General features: G+C 41.4%; 14 protein-coding genes and 1 pseudogene. All 15 read right to left on the bottom strand.

Annotated features, from left to right (window positions below; genetic code table 11):
- Nucleotides 1–3 precede the first annotated feature (3 nt).
- On the bottom strand, nucleotides 4–834 hold the full coding sequence (fliH, locus tag LBC_RS01455; RefSeq protein WP_221254357.1) for a flagellar assembly protein FliH: 831 nt from the start codon (nucleotides 832–834) through the stop codon (nucleotides 4–6).
- Nucleotides 831–1,862, bottom strand: coding sequence for a flagellar motor switch protein FliG (fliG, locus tag LBC_RS01450; protein ID WP_221254356.1), 1,032 nt, complete (start codon nucleotides 1,860–1,862; stop codon nucleotides 831–833). The genes fliH and fliG overlap by 4 nt, the downstream gene beginning before the upstream one ends.
- A complete protein-coding gene (gene fliF, locus LBC_RS01445; RefSeq protein WP_221254355.1) occupies nucleotides 1,862–3,556 on the bottom strand; it encodes a flagellar basal-body MS-ring/collar protein FliF in 1,695 nt (564 codons plus the stop codon). The genes fliG and fliF overlap by 1 nt, the downstream gene beginning before the upstream one ends.
- A complete protein-coding gene (gene hisC, locus LBC_RS01440; RefSeq protein ID WP_221254354.1) occupies nucleotides 3,556–4,650 on the bottom strand; it encodes a histidinol-phosphate transaminase in 1,095 nt (364 codons plus the stop codon). Before hisC ends, fliF begins: the two co-directional genes overlap by 1 nt.
- On the bottom strand, nucleotides 4,647–5,732 hold the full coding sequence (pheA, locus tag LBC_RS01435; protein ID WP_221254353.1) for a prephenate dehydratase: 1,086 nt from the start codon (nucleotides 5,730–5,732) through the stop codon (nucleotides 4,647–4,649). Before pheA ends, hisC begins: the two co-directional genes overlap by 4 nt.
- A complete protein-coding gene (lysA, locus tag LBC_RS01430) occupies nucleotides 5,729–7,048 on the bottom strand; it encodes a diaminopimelate decarboxylase (protein WP_221254352.1) in 1,320 nt (439 codons plus the stop codon). Before lysA ends, pheA begins: the two co-directional genes overlap by 4 nt.
- Before the next feature lie 58 nt (nucleotides 7,049–7,106).
- Entirely contained in the window at nucleotides 7,107–8,174 is a 1,068-nt protein-coding gene (locus LBC_RS01425; protein ID WP_221254351.1) for an LptF/LptG family permease, read from the bottom strand.
- A 454-nt stretch (nucleotides 8,175–8,628) separates the two neighbouring features.
- Nucleotides 8,629–9,168: pseudogene (pth, locus tag LBC_RS01420) on the bottom strand (aminoacyl-tRNA hydrolase); the annotation flags it as partial.
- Between the two features lie 10 nt (nucleotides 9,169–9,178).
- Nucleotides 9,179–9,715: a 50S ribosomal protein L25/general stress protein Ctc gene (locus LBC_RS01415; protein WP_221254349.1), complete on the bottom strand. Its 537-nt coding sequence runs from the start codon at nucleotides 9,713–9,715 to the stop codon at nucleotides 9,179–9,181.
- 59 nt (nucleotides 9,716–9,774) lie between these two features.
- The gene (locus LBC_RS01410) at nucleotides 9,775–10,758 is read right to left on the bottom strand and encodes a transaldolase (RefSeq protein ID WP_221254348.1); all 984 of its coding nucleotides are present in this window, start codon (nucleotides 10,756–10,758) and stop codon (nucleotides 9,775–9,777) included.
- A gap of 3 nt (nucleotides 10,759–10,761) precedes the next feature.
- Nucleotides 10,762–11,388, bottom strand: coding sequence for a phosphoserine phosphatase SerB (serB, locus tag LBC_RS01405; RefSeq protein ID WP_221254347.1), 627 nt, complete (start codon nucleotides 11,386–11,388; stop codon nucleotides 10,762–10,764).
- A gap of 9 nt (nucleotides 11,389–11,397) precedes the next feature.
- Complete coding sequence (locus LBC_RS01400; protein ID WP_221254346.1) at nucleotides 11,398–11,895, bottom strand: chemotaxis protein CheW; 498 nt, start codon at nucleotides 11,893–11,895, stop codon at nucleotides 11,398–11,400.
- 10 nt (nucleotides 11,896–11,905) lie between these two features.
- Nucleotides 11,906–14,248, bottom strand: coding sequence for a chemotaxis protein CheW (locus LBC_RS01395; protein WP_221254345.1), 2,343 nt, complete (start codon nucleotides 14,246–14,248; stop codon nucleotides 11,906–11,908).
- A gap of 10 nt (nucleotides 14,249–14,258) precedes the next feature.
- Entirely contained in the window at nucleotides 14,259–15,218 is a 960-nt protein-coding gene (locus tag LBC_RS01390; RefSeq protein WP_221254344.1) for a chemotaxis protein, read from the bottom strand.
- Nucleotides 15,218–16,660 (bottom strand): metallophosphoesterase, encoded by a 1,443-nt coding sequence (locus LBC_RS01385; protein ID WP_221254343.1) that lies wholly within the window; start codon nucleotides 16,658–16,660, stop codon nucleotides 15,218–15,220. The genes LBC_RS01390 and LBC_RS01385 overlap by 1 nt, the downstream gene beginning before the upstream one ends.
- Between the last annotated feature and the right edge of the window lies 1 nt (nucleotide 16,661).

Below are 16,661 nucleotides of genomic sequence, written 5' to 3'. Positions count from 1 at the left end.
ATATTAGCCCACCATTGACTTTATTTTATCTAAGCGCGCACTTAGGCTTGCCTCTATATTTCCAGCATCACTTGTAATTATAACACCACCTTTTGCGATAGCCTCATCGCTTATTACGCTTATTCTGGCGTCATCTGCAAAGCTCTCTTTTAAAAAGCTAGCATCATTTGGATTTACGCTTAGCTTTATCTCGCTAGCTCCTGCTAATTCGCTAAGAAGCTTTTTAGCAAGCCCTAAGGCTATCTTAGCGCTATCCTCAAGAAGCTCTTTTGCTATGACTTCTTTTGCGATTTCTATGGCGGTATTTCCTAGCTCGGCTTCGTTTTTAGCGATAAATTCATCAAGCCTTTTACTTGCCTCATCTAGCTTAGACACACTTAAGCCATACTGCCTTTTTAACTCATCAAGTTGAGCGGTAAATTCCTCACCAGCCTTTGCCCTACCGACCTCTTCCCCCTCGGTTTTAGCACGCTCCACCTCGCTAGCTAAGCGAGAGCTAAACTCACGCTCTTGATTTTCTATTTGCATTTGAAGCTTAATGACATTATCGCCCATTTCATCGACTTTTTTTAAAAGCTCCTCGACAAAGCTATCGTTTTGGTTTATATTAGCTGGTGTGGCCGATATACTAGAAGTAGCATTAGTTATATCTTGATTTATATGCTCACTACTAATTACTTCATTTTGCATTTGATCGCTTACGTCTTTTGGTGACCCTGTCTTAGCTGCGCTTGCATGAGATAAATCAGCATGCTCTGTAGAGAGGACTTTAAATCTATAATTTTGCACAAAGTGCCTGCTTGAGGTTTCGTTTGTGATTATGCTACTTTTCATTCTATCATCTCATCAACTTCGCCAACTTGGAATACTCCTTTATCAGCTAGACTTTGAACAGTTTCTACTATGCGCCTTTGTGCTTCTTCAACATCTCGCACACGCACTGCGCCCAAATATCCCATCTCCTCTAAAAATGCTTCGCTAGCACGCTGGGACATATTGGATAAAAACTTCTCTCTTAAAGGCTCACTAGCACCCTTAAGCGCAACCATGAGATCTTTTTTATCAACCTCTTTTAAAATTTCACGTATCGCATTTGAGTTAAGCGTGCTAATATCCTCAAATGTAAACATAAGCTCTTTTATCGTAGTAGCAAGTCTTTCGTCGGTCTGCTCTATGCGCTCGATGGTGCTTTTGCTAGCCTTTTGCCCTAGGCGATTTAGCACCTCAGCAGTAGCACGTGGTCCGCCCACTTCGACTTTATAGGAAGTAAGGCTATCTAGCTTACTCTCAAGCACTGTTGAGACGCGTTTTATCACACTTGGGGTAATATCGCCTAAAGTCGCCATCCTAATTATAACCTCACTTCTTAGCTCATCTGGAAAATAGCTAAGAGTTTCTGCTGCACCGCTTGGATCCATATGAGCTAGGATTACAGCGATTGATTGAGGATGTTCTTTGACAATAAAATCAGCAAGCTCTTGAGGTTTAATCTTAGTAAGGTAGCCAAAGCTTTTATTACTCTCCATATTTTTGGCTAGCTTATCAAGTATTTTTTGCGCCTCCTCTGGTCCAAATGTGCGATAAAGTATCTCTTTAGCATAGTCTAAACCGCCGTTTCTTACATATTGATTTGACTGCACTAGAGCATAAAATTCCTCAAGTACCGCAGCTGCTACTTGCTTATCTATGCTTTTTCCTTGTGCGATATGCCCCGAAATATCGGTAATGACGTCCACATCCATGTGGGAAAATACAAGACTAGTCGCCTCTTCGCCTAGTTGAATAAGCAAAATGGCGATTTTTTCAGGAGTGGAGAGGTCTTCATATACCATTTTTTGCTGGTCATTAAGCTTGACAAACATCACATCTCCTTGCGTATATTAAATTCACTGTCGTTTTTAATAAGATCTTGCAAAAGCCCAGAAAAATCCTCGGGCTGTTCTAGCACCTGCTTTCGCATCTTTTCAAGCAGTACATCATAGCGTAGCTCATCCTCGTTAAAATCCCCATCAAGCCCAAGCTGCTCTTCCATTTTCTTGCGTGCAGCGCGAGCTTTTTCTATGGTATCCTCAGCATCGCCTAAATCTTCAAATTCCTCATACTCAGGCATATTGTCATCTTCTTTTATGTCTTCCATCATCTTATGCATAAACACAACGATAACTTTTTTGTAAAAAAGATAGAGTAAAAGTGCCGCAAAAATATATTTTAATAGCGGTAAAAACGGCTCTACATAAGCCTGCATAAATCCCACGACTTTTTTACTAGGGCTTTCGTCTTTGCTGAGTTTAAACTCAAAATTATCAACACTCACCTCATCACCGCGAGTTGCGTTATATCCGATTGCTTGCTTGATTAAATTTGTAATACTAGCCTTTTGCGCCTCGCTTAATGGGACAAATTCCATTATCTCATTGCCGTTTTCGTCTGTGGATTTTTTATAACTTCCATCTACGACAACAGCTGCACTTACGCGATTTATCGTGGCAAACTGTCCTTTTATGTTTGTTATTTTTTTTGAAATTTCATAATTTGTCTGCTGTGAGCTTTTTGAGTACTGCTCCTTTAATCCGCCATCATCAAGCCCCTGTACTGGCCCTATGTTGCTAACCGCCCCCGGTACTCCACCTATGTCATTTGCGCCTCTACCTTGGCGTTTTTCCTCTATATTGCTCTCGCTTCTTATGACGTTATTTGGGTCATAAACCTCGCTTTTTGTATCCTTTTTATCAAAGTCAAAGTCTATATTTACCTTTGCCACAACCCTATCATAGCCGCCCACAATTGGAGCTAGGACGTTTATTATCTTTTGTTCGTAGCTATTTTCAAATTCTCTCTTATAGCGCATTTGAGCAGCGATTACATCGCTATCAAATCCGGCTTCCTCATCACCTAGAGCCACACCTTCGCTATTTACTATTTTTACGTTATTTAAGCTTAAATTTGCCACTGCGCCAGCTACTAGGTTTTTAATCCCAAATATCTGCTTTTGGCTTAGGCTCATGCCCTGCTTGATACTTAGCACCACTGAGGCAGTTGGTGGGGCTTGGCGTTCGGTAAAGACGCTCTCTTTTGGGATTGCTATTTTTACTACTGCCCTATTTATAGGCTCAAGGCTCTGTATGGTGCGGGCTAGCTCACCCTCAAGCGCACGCTGATATTTCACACGCTGTTCAGCGTCAGTAGAGCCAAAATCCTGCTTGTCAAATATTTCAAATCCAACCTTACTATCTTTTGGGATTCCTAAACTTGCAACTGCGATACGCTCTTTATAAACATCAGCCTTTGGCACTAAAATCGTACCCTCATTTGCAAGCTTGTACTCCACACCGTCTTTATTAAGCTGCTCTATTATGGCATTTGAGTCGTTTGCGCTAATGTTTTCAAAAAGCACTACGTATCCGTCAAATTCGCCCTTTGAGCCAGTTTTAAAAAGGCTTAATCCTACCAAAAATCCAACAACAATAACTATCGAAGCAGCAGACACTATACGCTGTCTAAGGCTTAATTTTGAGTATAGTTGGCTAATCTGCTGTAAAATAGTCTTAAAATCCATTAGCCGATTTCACCTTTTATAGCTTCGATTACTCGGGAGTTTTGCGAGGCTGTTCCTATACTTATACGCAAGGCATCCATCCCATAGCTAGCGAGGTCTCTTACTATTATGCCTTTGCGCAATAAATTTAAAGCTAGCTTTGAGCTATCCTTTATTTTTAGGGTTATAAAGTTTGTATAGCTTGGGATAATCTCTAAGCCCAGCTCTTTTGCAAGAGTTTCATATTCAAGCATTTGCGAAAAATTTAAACTAAGGCTTTCACGCAAAAACTTCTCATCAGCCAAAGCAGCTACTGCCGCCTTGGCTGAGATTGAGCCGACATTTAGTACAGGGCGAATCCTACTAATGCCCTTTATAAGCTCGCTTGAAGCAATACCATAGCCCACTCTAAGCCCTGCTAATCCATACGCCTTTGAAAATGTGCCTAGGTAGATGACGTTATTAAATTTTTCAATAACGCTTTTAACAGGTATGCTCTTTGCGCTGTCTTTAAAGCTAGCATACTCCTGATACGCTCCATCAAGCACTACAAGCGTATCCTCGCTAACACAGCCTAAAAACTCATAAACCTCGCTAAAATCGAGACACTCACCTAGTGGGTTATTTGGCAAGCATAAAAATATCACGCCTATATTATCTTTTTGCTTTTCATAAAGCTCTTTAAATTCAGCCAAATTATGCGTAGGTGTAGGCGTTTTAATAAGCTTTGCACCAGCTTGGAGGGTGTAGATTTCATACATTGCAAAGCTAATACCAGACTGCAAAACAGCCCTGTTTTCATTTGCGACTGCCTTTACGCACACATCAATGACTTGATCACTTCCCACGCCTATGATAAAGTTTTCTCTTTTTACGCCAAATTTATCCGCAAGCGCACCCTTTAGCTCATAATAGCTATCATCTGGATAGATACTAGCTAGGTGCGCATTTTTAGCTATTGCCTCTTTTACTAGTGGTGAGCAACCTAGCGGATTTTCATTGCTTGCTAGCTTTATAACATCATCTGCTTTTATACCATACTCACGCACGACTAGCTCTATTGGCTTACCTGCTTCGTAAAATTTTAAGCCATCTAAAATATCATTATAAATCATTTTCCATCACCTTTTTGATAGCTTCCTAGCCATTTAATCTCTATGCCGTTTTCCCTAGCCTCAGATAAGACCCTCATTACATTACTATCATCGATATGTCCGTCAAAATCGATATAAAAGACATATTTAAACTCAAGTTGCTTTACAGGGCGGCTTTCTAGCTTTGTTAGATTGATATTTTCATCCCTAAACATCTCAAGCAGCTCCACAAGCCCACCAGGACGGTGATCTGTGATAGCCATTATGGAGGTTTTGCAGTTTCTACTTGGCTGATTTTTAAAATCGCTCAGCACAAAAAATCTCGTGCGATTTGCCATATTGTCCTCAATTGTCTCAAACAAAATAGGCAAATTATTTATCTTAGCTGCTATTTTAGAGCAAATTGCCGCTGCACCCTGCTCATTTGACGCCATCTGCGCAGCCTGTGCAGTTGATTGCGTGGCGATAAATTTAACCCCACTTAAAAGATGATCTTCTAGAAATTTACGACACTGATTATAGCCTTGCGGATGAGAGTAAATTACCTTAATATCATCAAGGCTTTCTGCCTTAGTTGCAAAGCTATGATGTATGTCAAGATAAAGCTCGGCTATGATTTTAACATCATCAAACCGCCGCAGGCAATCAAGCGTGATACCCACCGCGCCCTCGGTATTATTCTCAATAGGTACGACGCCATATTTTACCTCTTTTTGGCTTAGCTTGGTAAAAATAGCCTCAATGCTAGCTAGGGGCAAATACGCACTCATCGCACCAAATCGGCTTTCAGCTGCTTGGTGAGTGTAGGTGCCCTCAGGCCCTAAATAGGCAACTTTTTGGGGCATTTCTAGGTTGCGACTGACGGCAAAAATCTCAAGATAAATAGCCTCAATCGCAGAATAGTTTAGCACCGTGCTTTTTGAGTTTAGTCGTTTTAGAATTTGCCTTTCGCGCTCTGGGCGATATATGGCAGTACCGCTTGTTTGCTTGACTTCACCTATGCGAGAGACATAGCCCATACGCTCGTTTAAAAGCCGTAAAATTTCGTCATCAATTCTGTCTATATTATCGCGCAGTTGTTTTAGAATTTGCTCATCTTTCATTTTTGTGCCTTGATAAACTCAATCTCGTTTTTAACCATATCCTCAAAGCTCTCTCTGCTTCTAATAAGCCTACTTTCGTCGCCTATTATAGCCACTTCGGCTGCTCTAGCTCTTGTATTATAATTACTAGACATAGAAAAACCATAAGCCCCAGCGCACCTAAACACGATTAAATCTCCGCTTTTAAGTGGAGGTAGAGGAGCGTTTTTAGCTAAAAAATCGCCGCTTTCGCATACTGGGCCTACCACATCGGCTGGGATTAAATTTAAGCCAGACGTTTTTTCATCCTGATTTTGGCTGGTCTCCTTGCTCTGCCCGCTGGTTTCTTGTCTACTTTTTGCATTTTGACATTTTGCTTTTAGCTCACTCACGCTTAAGCCATCGCTTACAGCGACTACTTCGTGATAAGCGTTATAAAGGCTTGGGCGGATCAGGTCATTCATAGCCCCATCGACTATGACAAAGCGCTTTTTATCATTTTGCTTTTCATAAAGCACCTTTGTTAAAAAATACCCAGCTTCGCCCACTATAAAGCGCCCTGGCTCGCACACGATAGTAACGTCTTGAGATTTTAGCGCAGCTAGTATGGCTTGGGCGTATTCGTAAAGGCTAATGGTCTTTTCATCGTAATAAACTATGCCTATACCCCCACCAACGTCAAAGAATTTAATATCAATCTTAGCCGCTTTAAGACTAGCCATAAACTCACTCACTATACCAGCTGCCTCAGCTATCGGAGCTAGCTCACTAAGCTGGCTGCCTATATGAAAATGCACCCCAACAGGCTCTATAAACTCGCTTTCATTTGCCTTTAAATACATAGCCCTAGCCACGTCTATACTAACGCCAAATTTATTCTCACTTAGCCCTGTTGAGATATAAGGGTGAGTTTTGGCGTCTACATTTGGATTTACTCGTATGCTTATGCGCGCCTTTTTACCGAGGTTTTTAGCCACTTTCATAAGGGCTTCTAGCTCTGAATCACTTTCGACATTGATAAATAAAATGTCGCTTTTTATAGCAAACTCAAGCTCCTCATCACTCTTGCCAACGCCACTAAATATCACCTGATAAGGCTTTGCTCCAGCTAATAAGGCGCGCCTTACTTCACCACCGCTAACACAATCAAAGCCAGCCCCAAGACCTGCCAAATGCTTAAGCAGACTTAAGTTTGAGTTTGCTTTTACAGCATAGCAGATTAGGGATTTATGTGCGTTAAAGGCTGATTTAAGCGCAGTATAGCGAGACGTTATATCGTCAAAATCGTAAATGTAAAGCGGAGTAGAGTAAGTTTTTGCCAGTGCTTTAAAATCCATGTCAAACCTTATTTTAAATGGTTTGATTTTACTTAAAATTTACAAAAAATTTGCTTAACTACGCCAAACGTCGCCATAGATAAATAGAGTAAATTAAAAGTAAAGCCACAGGGCTTAAAAGCGCTATTTCAGGATTTAAAATACCATTTAGAGCAAAACGTGCAAGGATAAATATCACTCCCCAAACCACAAAAGTAGCCACAACCATAACAAAGCTTGCCATAGCTAAGTTTAAAAATCTGCCGATTATTGGCATATGACAATAAAATATAAACACAAGCAAAGGTGCGTAAAGTGGCGTAAAAACGAGCATATAAAAGCTAGCCCTAATACCCTCTAAACTTACCTCCTCGTCCTTAAAAGTAAACATAAACTCAAGCGCATCTGCGCCACTCATAGCACTTTGGGCTTGGCTAGCTTGTTCTATGCTTTTTGGGCTAAATCCACTAAGCGCTTCAAGGCTTTGCTCCTTTTTTACACTAAAAGAGGTAGAGCCTAGTTGCATATTCTCAGGCAACATTGTAATAATCGGATCTTTAAGCTGCCATTTGTTGTTTTTAAACATGGCTTCATTTGAGGTTAAAAATGACTTTAAATTTATCCCATCAAGCTCAAATATTCGCACATTTTGCATGCTTTTTTTGGCTTGATTTAGGCTTTTGATATAGATAAACCTACCATCAAATTTCAAAAAAACATCGCTTGAGGTACTTTGACTTATCCCTCCACTTTTAATCAAATCACGCTGATAAGTCTGTGCGTAGGCAAATGGAGTGAAGTTTAGCCCAATAAAAATGGCAGTAATAAAAAAGGCTATAAAAAACGGCGGAGCAATAAACGCATGCCTGCTAACGCCTAGAGCGTAAAAGCTCACTAGCTCGTTTGAACGGATTAAATTTATGCTTGAAACAATAAGAGCAAAAATAAGAGACAAAGGCAAGGTGTAGCTGGCCGCAGAAAGTGCTAGCAAACAGGCATAAAGTAGCTGCAAGTTTGCTGAAGTTGGAAGGTCTTTTAAATTTGTCAGCACGTCTATACCGACATAAAAAAGCTCAAGCGCAGCAAATATTATAAAAAAATACTTAAGATAAACAGACGATATAAAGCGAATGTAGATTTTATTCATCTGCTTTTACCCTCTATTTTGGTGAAAAAATGGTTTAAATTTTTTACCAAAAGTGTGCTAAAAATAGATTTTTTATATAAAGATAAAATCATTTTTAAAGCCGATAAATTAAAAAATTTAAATTTTAAGGTCAAATAGCCAGTCTTTGATGATAAATTTAAAACTTTATTTACATTAAAGCTTTGCGACAAAAGGCTTGTTTTTTGTGATAAATTTAAGGCCTTCATTTGCTATCCACTAAATTATCGGCTGAGTTTGCGGCATCTTGCAAGGATGCTTTATCTGACTCACTTTTTTGAGCGCTTTTATTTGTGTGTAAGATTTCATGATTTTTAGCTAGCTTGTTATATTCTGTACTGACTTTATCATCTATTTTAAAAGCTATTTTGCCTATTTCGTCCGATTTATGAGTGGTTATTTGCCTAGATTGCTTTTGTTGTTTTTCTTTAGCTGGCTTTAGACTAAACTTAGCGCTCACTTGGCTTATTTCGCTACCATTTACAAGCGCCATAACAGCCCCTGCTGCGTGCGGTAAAATCTCACTTTTTAAGCTATCTAGCTCAGCCGCGCTAAAATCAGAAAGTACCCAGTTAGCCGCATTGCCCTGCTTGCCTATGCCTATTCGCACCCTGTCATAGCCCGCACCCATTAAGCCATCAATCGACTTTAGCCCGTTATGTCCGCCGCTACTGCCGCCGTTTTTAAATTTAACCGCCCCAAAGGCAAGGTCAAGGTCGTCGTGTATGACGATAATTCGCTCTGGCTTGTAAAAATCAGCCACAGCCTTTACGCTGTTGCCGCTTAAATTCATAAAAGTGCTTGGTTTTAAGAGTAGGAGCGAGCCCTTTTTATAAAGCTCGCCTTGGAATTTCAAAGAAGAAACATCAAAAAATCCGCCACCGCTAAGCAGGCTATCTATCAGCATAAAGCCGACGTTATGGCGAGTTTTTTCATATTTGGGGGTGGGGTTACCAAGCCCCACTATTAGCGTCACGCTAAAGCCCTTATCTGGCTTTAACTACGCCTAGAACCGCTATTCGCTCCGCATCCACCATAGTTACGCCCTGTGGCACTGCGATATCGCGAACTAAGATAGTGTCGTCTATGTCAAGCTTGCTAACGTCAAGCTCGAACGCATTTGGTAGGTTTTCTGCGGTGCATTTTACCGCTAAGCGGCGTTTTAGCGTTAGCAATACGCCCTTGTTTTTTAAGCCTATCGGAGTGCCAACTGGCTTAACTGGGATAAGATATTTGCTTACTACGCCTGGTAGTGCTACTTTTAGATCGACGTGTTTTAGGGCTGAAGTAACTGGGTCTTTTTGATAATCAACCACGACTACTTTATAGGTCTTGCCACCTACGCTTACGTCAAATGCAAGGGTCTCTTTTTTGCGAACTTCTTTGATAAAGTCATTGACTTTAAACGCACAAGCGATATTTTCTACGCCCTTTGCGTAAATATTCGCAATTAGATAACCATCTCGTCTTAAAGCCTTAGCAGACTTTTTACCGATACTCTCTCTAACGATACCTTCTAACATTTCTGTCCTTTATAAAAAAATAGGTGCTGATTTTATCTAAAAATTTATAAATTTAAGCTTTATTTTAGTGCGGCCAGCATATCAGCAAAGGCCTTTTCAAAGGCTTCTAGCCCTTCGCTAAGAAGTCTATCATACACGCTTTTTAGCTCAAATCCAGCCAGCCTCACACTCTCAAAAGCAAGCTCAATCTCAGTATCGCTCATAGGCTCTTTTATGCTTGAATTGCTAGCCAAAAATGCCTTTATCGTCTCAAGCGGAGCGGTATTTATGGCGTTTTCATACATTAGCTCGCTAACATAATAGCTAGGCGATAGCTCCCCGCCCTTTACCCCAGTGCTAGCAAAAAGCGCTCGCACATTTGGCAGGTTTTGGGCAATTATTTGCTTGTAAATTTTGCTTGCGTTTGCTATGCCAAATTTTGAAGTCTTTAACCCCTGCTTTGCTAAACACTCATCAAGCAGCCTATCAAAGCGGCTTACAAATATGCTAATGACGCCCTGTGGCAGGGGCTTATCTGGATTTGCCGCTTTAAATTTATCGCTTCCAGCTCTAAAAGCCGCCGCACACGATGCAGCCTGATCTGGCGAGAAAATAAGCGTGGCATTGACGCTTATGCCGCTTGCTATTAGCTCGCTCATAGCCTCATAGCCTGCCTGTGTGGCTGGGACTTTTATCATCACGTTTGGCATTGCTATCTGTGCGTACAGACGCTTACCCTCAGCCACTGTAGCGGCTGTGTCGTTTGATAAATTTGGATCGACTTCTATGCTCACAAAGCCATCATCGCCATTTTCATAATTTAATATCAAAGCCCTAGCCGCAGCCTTTATATCCTCGCAGGCCAAGGTCTCGTACTTTTGCTTTTCGCTTTTATCTGTCATTTTATCGGCTTGTAGTTTATAAGCACTTGATTTAAAGGCTGAGTTAAAGATAGCTGGGTTTGAAGTAGCGCCATTTACATCGCCGTTTCGCACCATATCTAAAAACTCACCAGCCACAAAATCACGCTCAATAAAATCGCACCAAAGTGAAAATTTACCCATTTTTTACCTTATTAAATTTATTAATTCTCGTAGGTCTTTTGTATCTACAATATGCGTTGCGTGGGGCTTTAAGGCGTCTTTAGCGCAAAATGCCACACCCAAACTAGCATGTTTAAACATAGAGATGTCATTAGCTCCATCTCCTACTGTGGCTGTTTGGTCTTTGCTAATATTTAAAAGCCTTTGTAGTCTTTGGGTCATATCCCCCTTAGAAAAACCAAACATCATCTCGCCGCCCACCAGCCCGCTTAGTACGCCATCCTTATGGTGCAGGATATTAGCGTAGCTCTCATCAAAGCCTAGCTTAGCCTGCGCAGCATCCGTAGCTAGATGAAAGCCACCGCTAAAGACGACGACTTTTACACCATGACTTTTTAAGCTATCTATAAGCTCTTTTGCGCCAGTAATAAAGGGAAGGTTTTCACAAACTTCCTTAGCTAAACCAAGGCTCATACCTCTTAAAAGCTCCACTCGCTGCCTTAATGCGTCAAAAAAATCAAGCTCTCCAGCCATAGCGCGGTGCGTTATATCAGAGACTTTGCTCTCAACGCCATAAGCTTTAGCTAAAGAATTTATAGTCTCACCATCCATCAGCGTCGAGTCAAAGTCAAAAATACAAAGCTTTATCAATCTCTGCCCTTAAAAATCTCTCTTTAAAAGCGCCTCGACTTTTAATATAGTGAGGATATTTTGATCTCTTTTGCCGATACCATAAATCATGCCTTTATCCTTTACCAGAGTCTCTGGTGGCGGATCAATCCTATTTCTATTTATGCGGATAGCTTCGGTCAGGCGGTCTATGACAAAGCCTGCGATATTATCACCCTCTTTCATCACGATATAGCGAGTGCTTGAGGTCTGTTTGCCAGCGCTTAGACTAAAACGCTTTCTAAGGTCGATTAGTGGTATGACATTTCCACGCAGATTAAACACGCCAAGAACATAATCAGGTACGCTCGGTACTCTGGTAAATTCGATAGGCTTGATTATCTCTTGTATATTTAAAATAGGTATAGCATACTCCTCCTCACCCACTACAAAGCCCACAAGCTGCACTATGTCTTCGCTATTGGTTACGTTTGGCTCTTCTATCTGCTTTTTTTGCTTTTGCAATACTTGATTTAATTTATCATTCATTCTTGCAACCTTAGTTTAGTTTTATGTTTTTACGTACTACATTTTCAAGATACTCGGCTGAGTAAGGCTTAGTGATATACTCAGTCATACCCACTTCCACGCCACGCAGCCTGTCTGTTTTACTCGTTCTTGAGGTTACGGCAATTAGTGGCAGGTTACGATATTTTGAGTATTTACGTATCTCACCTGCTAGGGTGTATCCATCCATTCTAGGCATCTCAATGTCTATTAGAATAGCGTCAAAATTATGCTCGCCTGATTTTACCAAATTTAAAGCCTCAACGCCGTTTGTCGCTTCTATTATAGTTACTCCAGTTGGCTCAAGGGACTTTTGCATTATCGTTCTATCCATTTTTGAATCATCTACGATTAGCACCTTATAATCACTCGGCTTTTCTTTTTTGCTAGATGAGGCCTCTGACTCCATTTCAGCGCGTATATCTACTTTGATGTCTTTCGCCATCTCCATCATCGCGCCCACATCGATAATTAGCGTTACTCGTCCATCACCTCTTATCGTCGCTCCAGCTATGCCTGGGATATTTTGCAAATAATCGCCCATTGATTTAATAACGATCTCTTCTTGTCCCACAAGAGTATCTACGATGATACCAAGTTTTGCTTCAGCTACGCCGATTATTACGACATAGGTCTGATCGCCACCGTCAAAGACTTTATTTACCCCAAAGACATCGCTTAGTCTTACTAGGCTTAGCACTTCATCACGTAGGCGAAGGACGTTTTTGCCGTCAATGGTGTAAATATCATCAATAGGCACACGCACCGTCTCAAGCACGCTTGCTAGCGGTATAGCATAATACTCCTCCTGAGTACCGACAAGCAGGGACTGAATGATAGCTAGCGTTAGCGGGATTTTTAGCTTCATCACCGTGCCTTTGCCCACTTCGCTTTCTATATCGATTATACCGTTAAGCTTTTCGATATTGGTTTTTACCACGTCCATTCCCACGCCACGTCCGCTCACGTTTGTAACCTTAGCCGCCGTTGAAAAGCCTGGCTTAAAGATAAGTCCATAAGCCTCCTTATCGCTCATCGTATCGGCTTCTCGTTCAGTGATTATGCCTTTTTCGATAGACTTTTGCTTTAGCATATCTGGGTCTAAGCCCTTACCATCATCGACTATCTCAACGACGATGTGATTGCCTTCATTGTAGGCTTTTAGCTGCACTAGTCCCTTTTCTGGCTTGCCAGCTGCTCGGCGAGTTTCAGGATCTTCTATGCCGTGGTCGCAAGAGTTTCTTATGATATGCACTAGCGGATCGCCTATTTCTTCAACGATTGACTTATCTAGCTCAGTCTCTTCGCCTGAGATTTCTAGGTCGATTTGCTTGCCTAGTTCTCGGCTTAAATCCCTTATCATACGTGGGAATTTGTTAAATACTTTTGCAATCGGCAGCATTCTTGTTTTCATCACGGCTAGCTGAATATCAGTCGTTACTAGACTTAGGCTTGAGACGACTTGATTTAGCTCTTCAAGGAATTTCTCGCCCTCGTATCGCTCCTCAACGTCATCATAAATTTTAAGCAAGCGGTTTTTACCAAGCACTAGCTCGCCGATTAAGTTCATCAAGTGATCAAGACGCTTTACTTCAACGCGAATAGTCTGCTCTTGTGCGACTGCGCCACCTGCTTGGGCTGGGACCTTTTTATCATCGTCTTTTTTCTCGGCCTTTGCTGGGGCTTGCTTTGGAGCTTCTTGTTTTACAGATGGAGCAGGTTGTGCAGCAGCTGCAGCCTTGCCCTCACGGCGAGCCCTATCCTCAGCCTTTCTCATGTTTAAAAGGCGCTCTATTTCAGCCTCTACCTCATCATCGCTTAAATTTGATAGATCCTCCTCACTTAGTTCGCGCTCTGGCTGAATAACTTCTACGCTCTCTCCTGCTTTGCTTTGCTCTATCTCGACTACCTCGCCAACATTTGCACTAGCCGCTGGGATAGCATCGCCCTCGCTAATGGCAGTAAGTCTTGCGCAAATATCCTTTATATCTATACCTACATCGGTGTCGTTGCCATAGTCTCTAATGCCGTGCAGTAGCCCCTTCATCATATCCACAGACTCAAGCACCACATCCATTACATCTGGAGTAATTTTTAGCTCGTCCTTGCGCGCCTTATTTAGCACGTCCTCCATATGGTGAGTAAGCTCTGTTAGCACGTCAAAATTTAAAAACGATGAGCTTCCTTTAACGGTGTGAGCGACGCGGAAAATTCTATTTAAAAGCTCAAGATCCTCAGGGTTTGCCTCAAGTTCGACTAGGTCGTGGTCTATCTGCTCGATAAGTTCAAAGGCTTCAACTAAAAAGTCTTCCATTATTTCTTTCATATCGTCCATTTTTCACCTCTTATTTCGCAGATTTTGAGTGTGCTTGTATCACCTTTAGCACCTCTTGATAAAATACGCTAGCGTCAAATTTAGTAAGATAGGCCGCCCCACCAGCCTCTTTTGACTGGATTTCGCTAAATTCATTACTTAACGATGAGTTAAAGACTATAGGAATGCTCTTAAATCTATCATCATTTTTCATATTTGAGGCAAAGTGATAGCCGTCCATTTGAGGCATCTCTATATCACTTAGGATTATGCGAAGCTCTGTTGCTAGACTTTCGCCGTATCGCTCATAAAGCTCGTTCATTTTCTCTATGCCTTCAACGCCATTTTTAGCCTCTACTACATTTAATCCCATTTTCTCAAGTGCGTCTTTTACGAGCTTTCTAGCTGTTGAGCTATCATCTAAGACTAAAGCAATGCCCTCTAGTTTTTCTATATCTTTTGTGTCTATATCTAGTTTTGGAGAGTAAATTCCAAGCTCCTCAACTATGCTTTCAAGATCAAGTATTAGCAGGACTTCGTCATTTTCTATGCGTGTTACGCCTGTGATTTTGCCCTTATCAAGCGTGCCTGTGCCACTGCCTGCAGCAAAATTTGCTGGCTCTATATTTTTCCAGTTTATGCGACGTATTCGCTTTGCTTCATGCACAATAAAGCCGATTAATATGCCGCTAAACTCAGCGATTATTACGCGTGGCTTTATCACGACCTCATCAGTTGGCTCTTTTATATGCATCCATTTTGCGAGATTGATCACAGGTATCACAACCCCACGCAGATCAAATATACCCTCAATATATTCAGGTACGCCTGGTAATTCAGTCAGATTTGGCATCTTGATGATCTCTCGCACCTTTGCGACATTCACGCCGTATATACCCTCATACACTTTGCTTTCAGTCTTTTTAAAGATACGAAAATCGACAAGTTCCATCTCGTTTGACCCAGTCTTTAGCACGTCATCGCCAAACATCAATGTCCTTTCAAGCTCTTTTGAGCAAAATTTATTTTTTCGTCAGCGTATTTTACTACAAAATACCTGCACTGGCACGCAAAACTAGGTACGTTTGCGTAAATTCTATCTTTAAATTTAAAAATCTCTCCCTGATGAAAATGCCCCTCAATAACGATTTCGTCACTATACTTTTGCATTTTTTCATCTGCAATTTGGGAGAAATTTTCTATTTTATAGTCTAGTCTTTTTCTTAAAAGATGCTTAAAAAGCCGCCTTGAAATTTTATAACGCAAATGGCGGTCTATAAAATTTAAGCTTCTTAAAAGCCATCTTTGACGCAGAAAAAGCAGGGCACGCTGGGTAAAAAAGGGCAGATGATTATCACCGTGAGCTAGGGCGACGCTAGCACCAAACGGGGTGCGCAGCCGCAGCGGCTGGGCGGAGAATGGGATAATAAAAATGCCGTTTTGTAGGGGGCTTTGGGGGGTAAGATTATGCGACTGGCTAGCTTTTGGTGTGCTTTGCAGCTCGTTTTGGCGGGGATTATTTTGCGAGCCTAAATTTAATAGGTCGCCTTGCTTTAGTTGGCTTGGTGTAGGCTTTTCTTGTTTATTCAATGCAGCTTTGCTACTTTGGGCGTCGCTAGCTGGCTCATTTTGCGGATTTAAGCTTAATAAATCGCTTTGATTATTTTGCTTGGCGTTTTCTAACCTAGCAAAGGCTGCCTGATTTTTTAGCTCATCGCCACTAGATTTATCTTGCAAATTTAAATTTGACAAACCCCCACTGATTTTACTTAATAAATTATCCGCTTGCAGAACGCTGGCTGAGGCGTTTTGTGTGGAATGGTGCGAATTTTTAAAGCAATTTAAATTTAATGCGGCGCTTTGGCTTTGTGTAGCACTATTGCTATTTTCCGTACTATTTGGCTCGTTATCGTTAAAATTAGCGTGGAGTGGGTTTGAAAATCTAGCCAGCTCATAATCGCTGCTAGTCGCACTATCGCTATCTAAGGCACTGCAAAATTCATAACTAGCTATTTTCTCGCTTTTATAATCCGCCGCGCACCTATTAAAAGCCGCATTAAGCCTAGCACTTTCTAGTCCGTCTGCACATAACTTGGGCTTAGAACAGGGATAATCTGCACCCTTAAAGCCCGCCAAATCAAAAGCACTTTTTTCAAGACAAAAGTCGTGATTGCCCTCGATGTAGATGACTGGGATTTTGCTTGCGATTTGGGATATTAGGCTTAGATATGGCTTTGCAAAACGAGCAGCAAAATCGCACTGCGGAGCATAAAAATCAAACATATCGCCCATCATTATAAGCTGGCTTGCAGCTATTTCGCCACAATTAACCGCACGCAAAAAGTATAAAAACTCACGGCGGTTAAAGTCTGCATGCGCGTCAGCGACTAGTACGGCACCCTCTTTTAGCACGATACCCTGCGTATTTGCCACT

It is taken from the genome of Campylobacter sp. 19-13652 (assembly GCF_019702925.1).
GTDB lineage: Bacteria > Campylobacterota > Campylobacteria > Campylobacterales > Campylobacteraceae > Campylobacter_A.
Note: the sequence above shows the minus strand (reverse complement) of the source record. Positions and strands in the feature narration are given on the sequence as shown.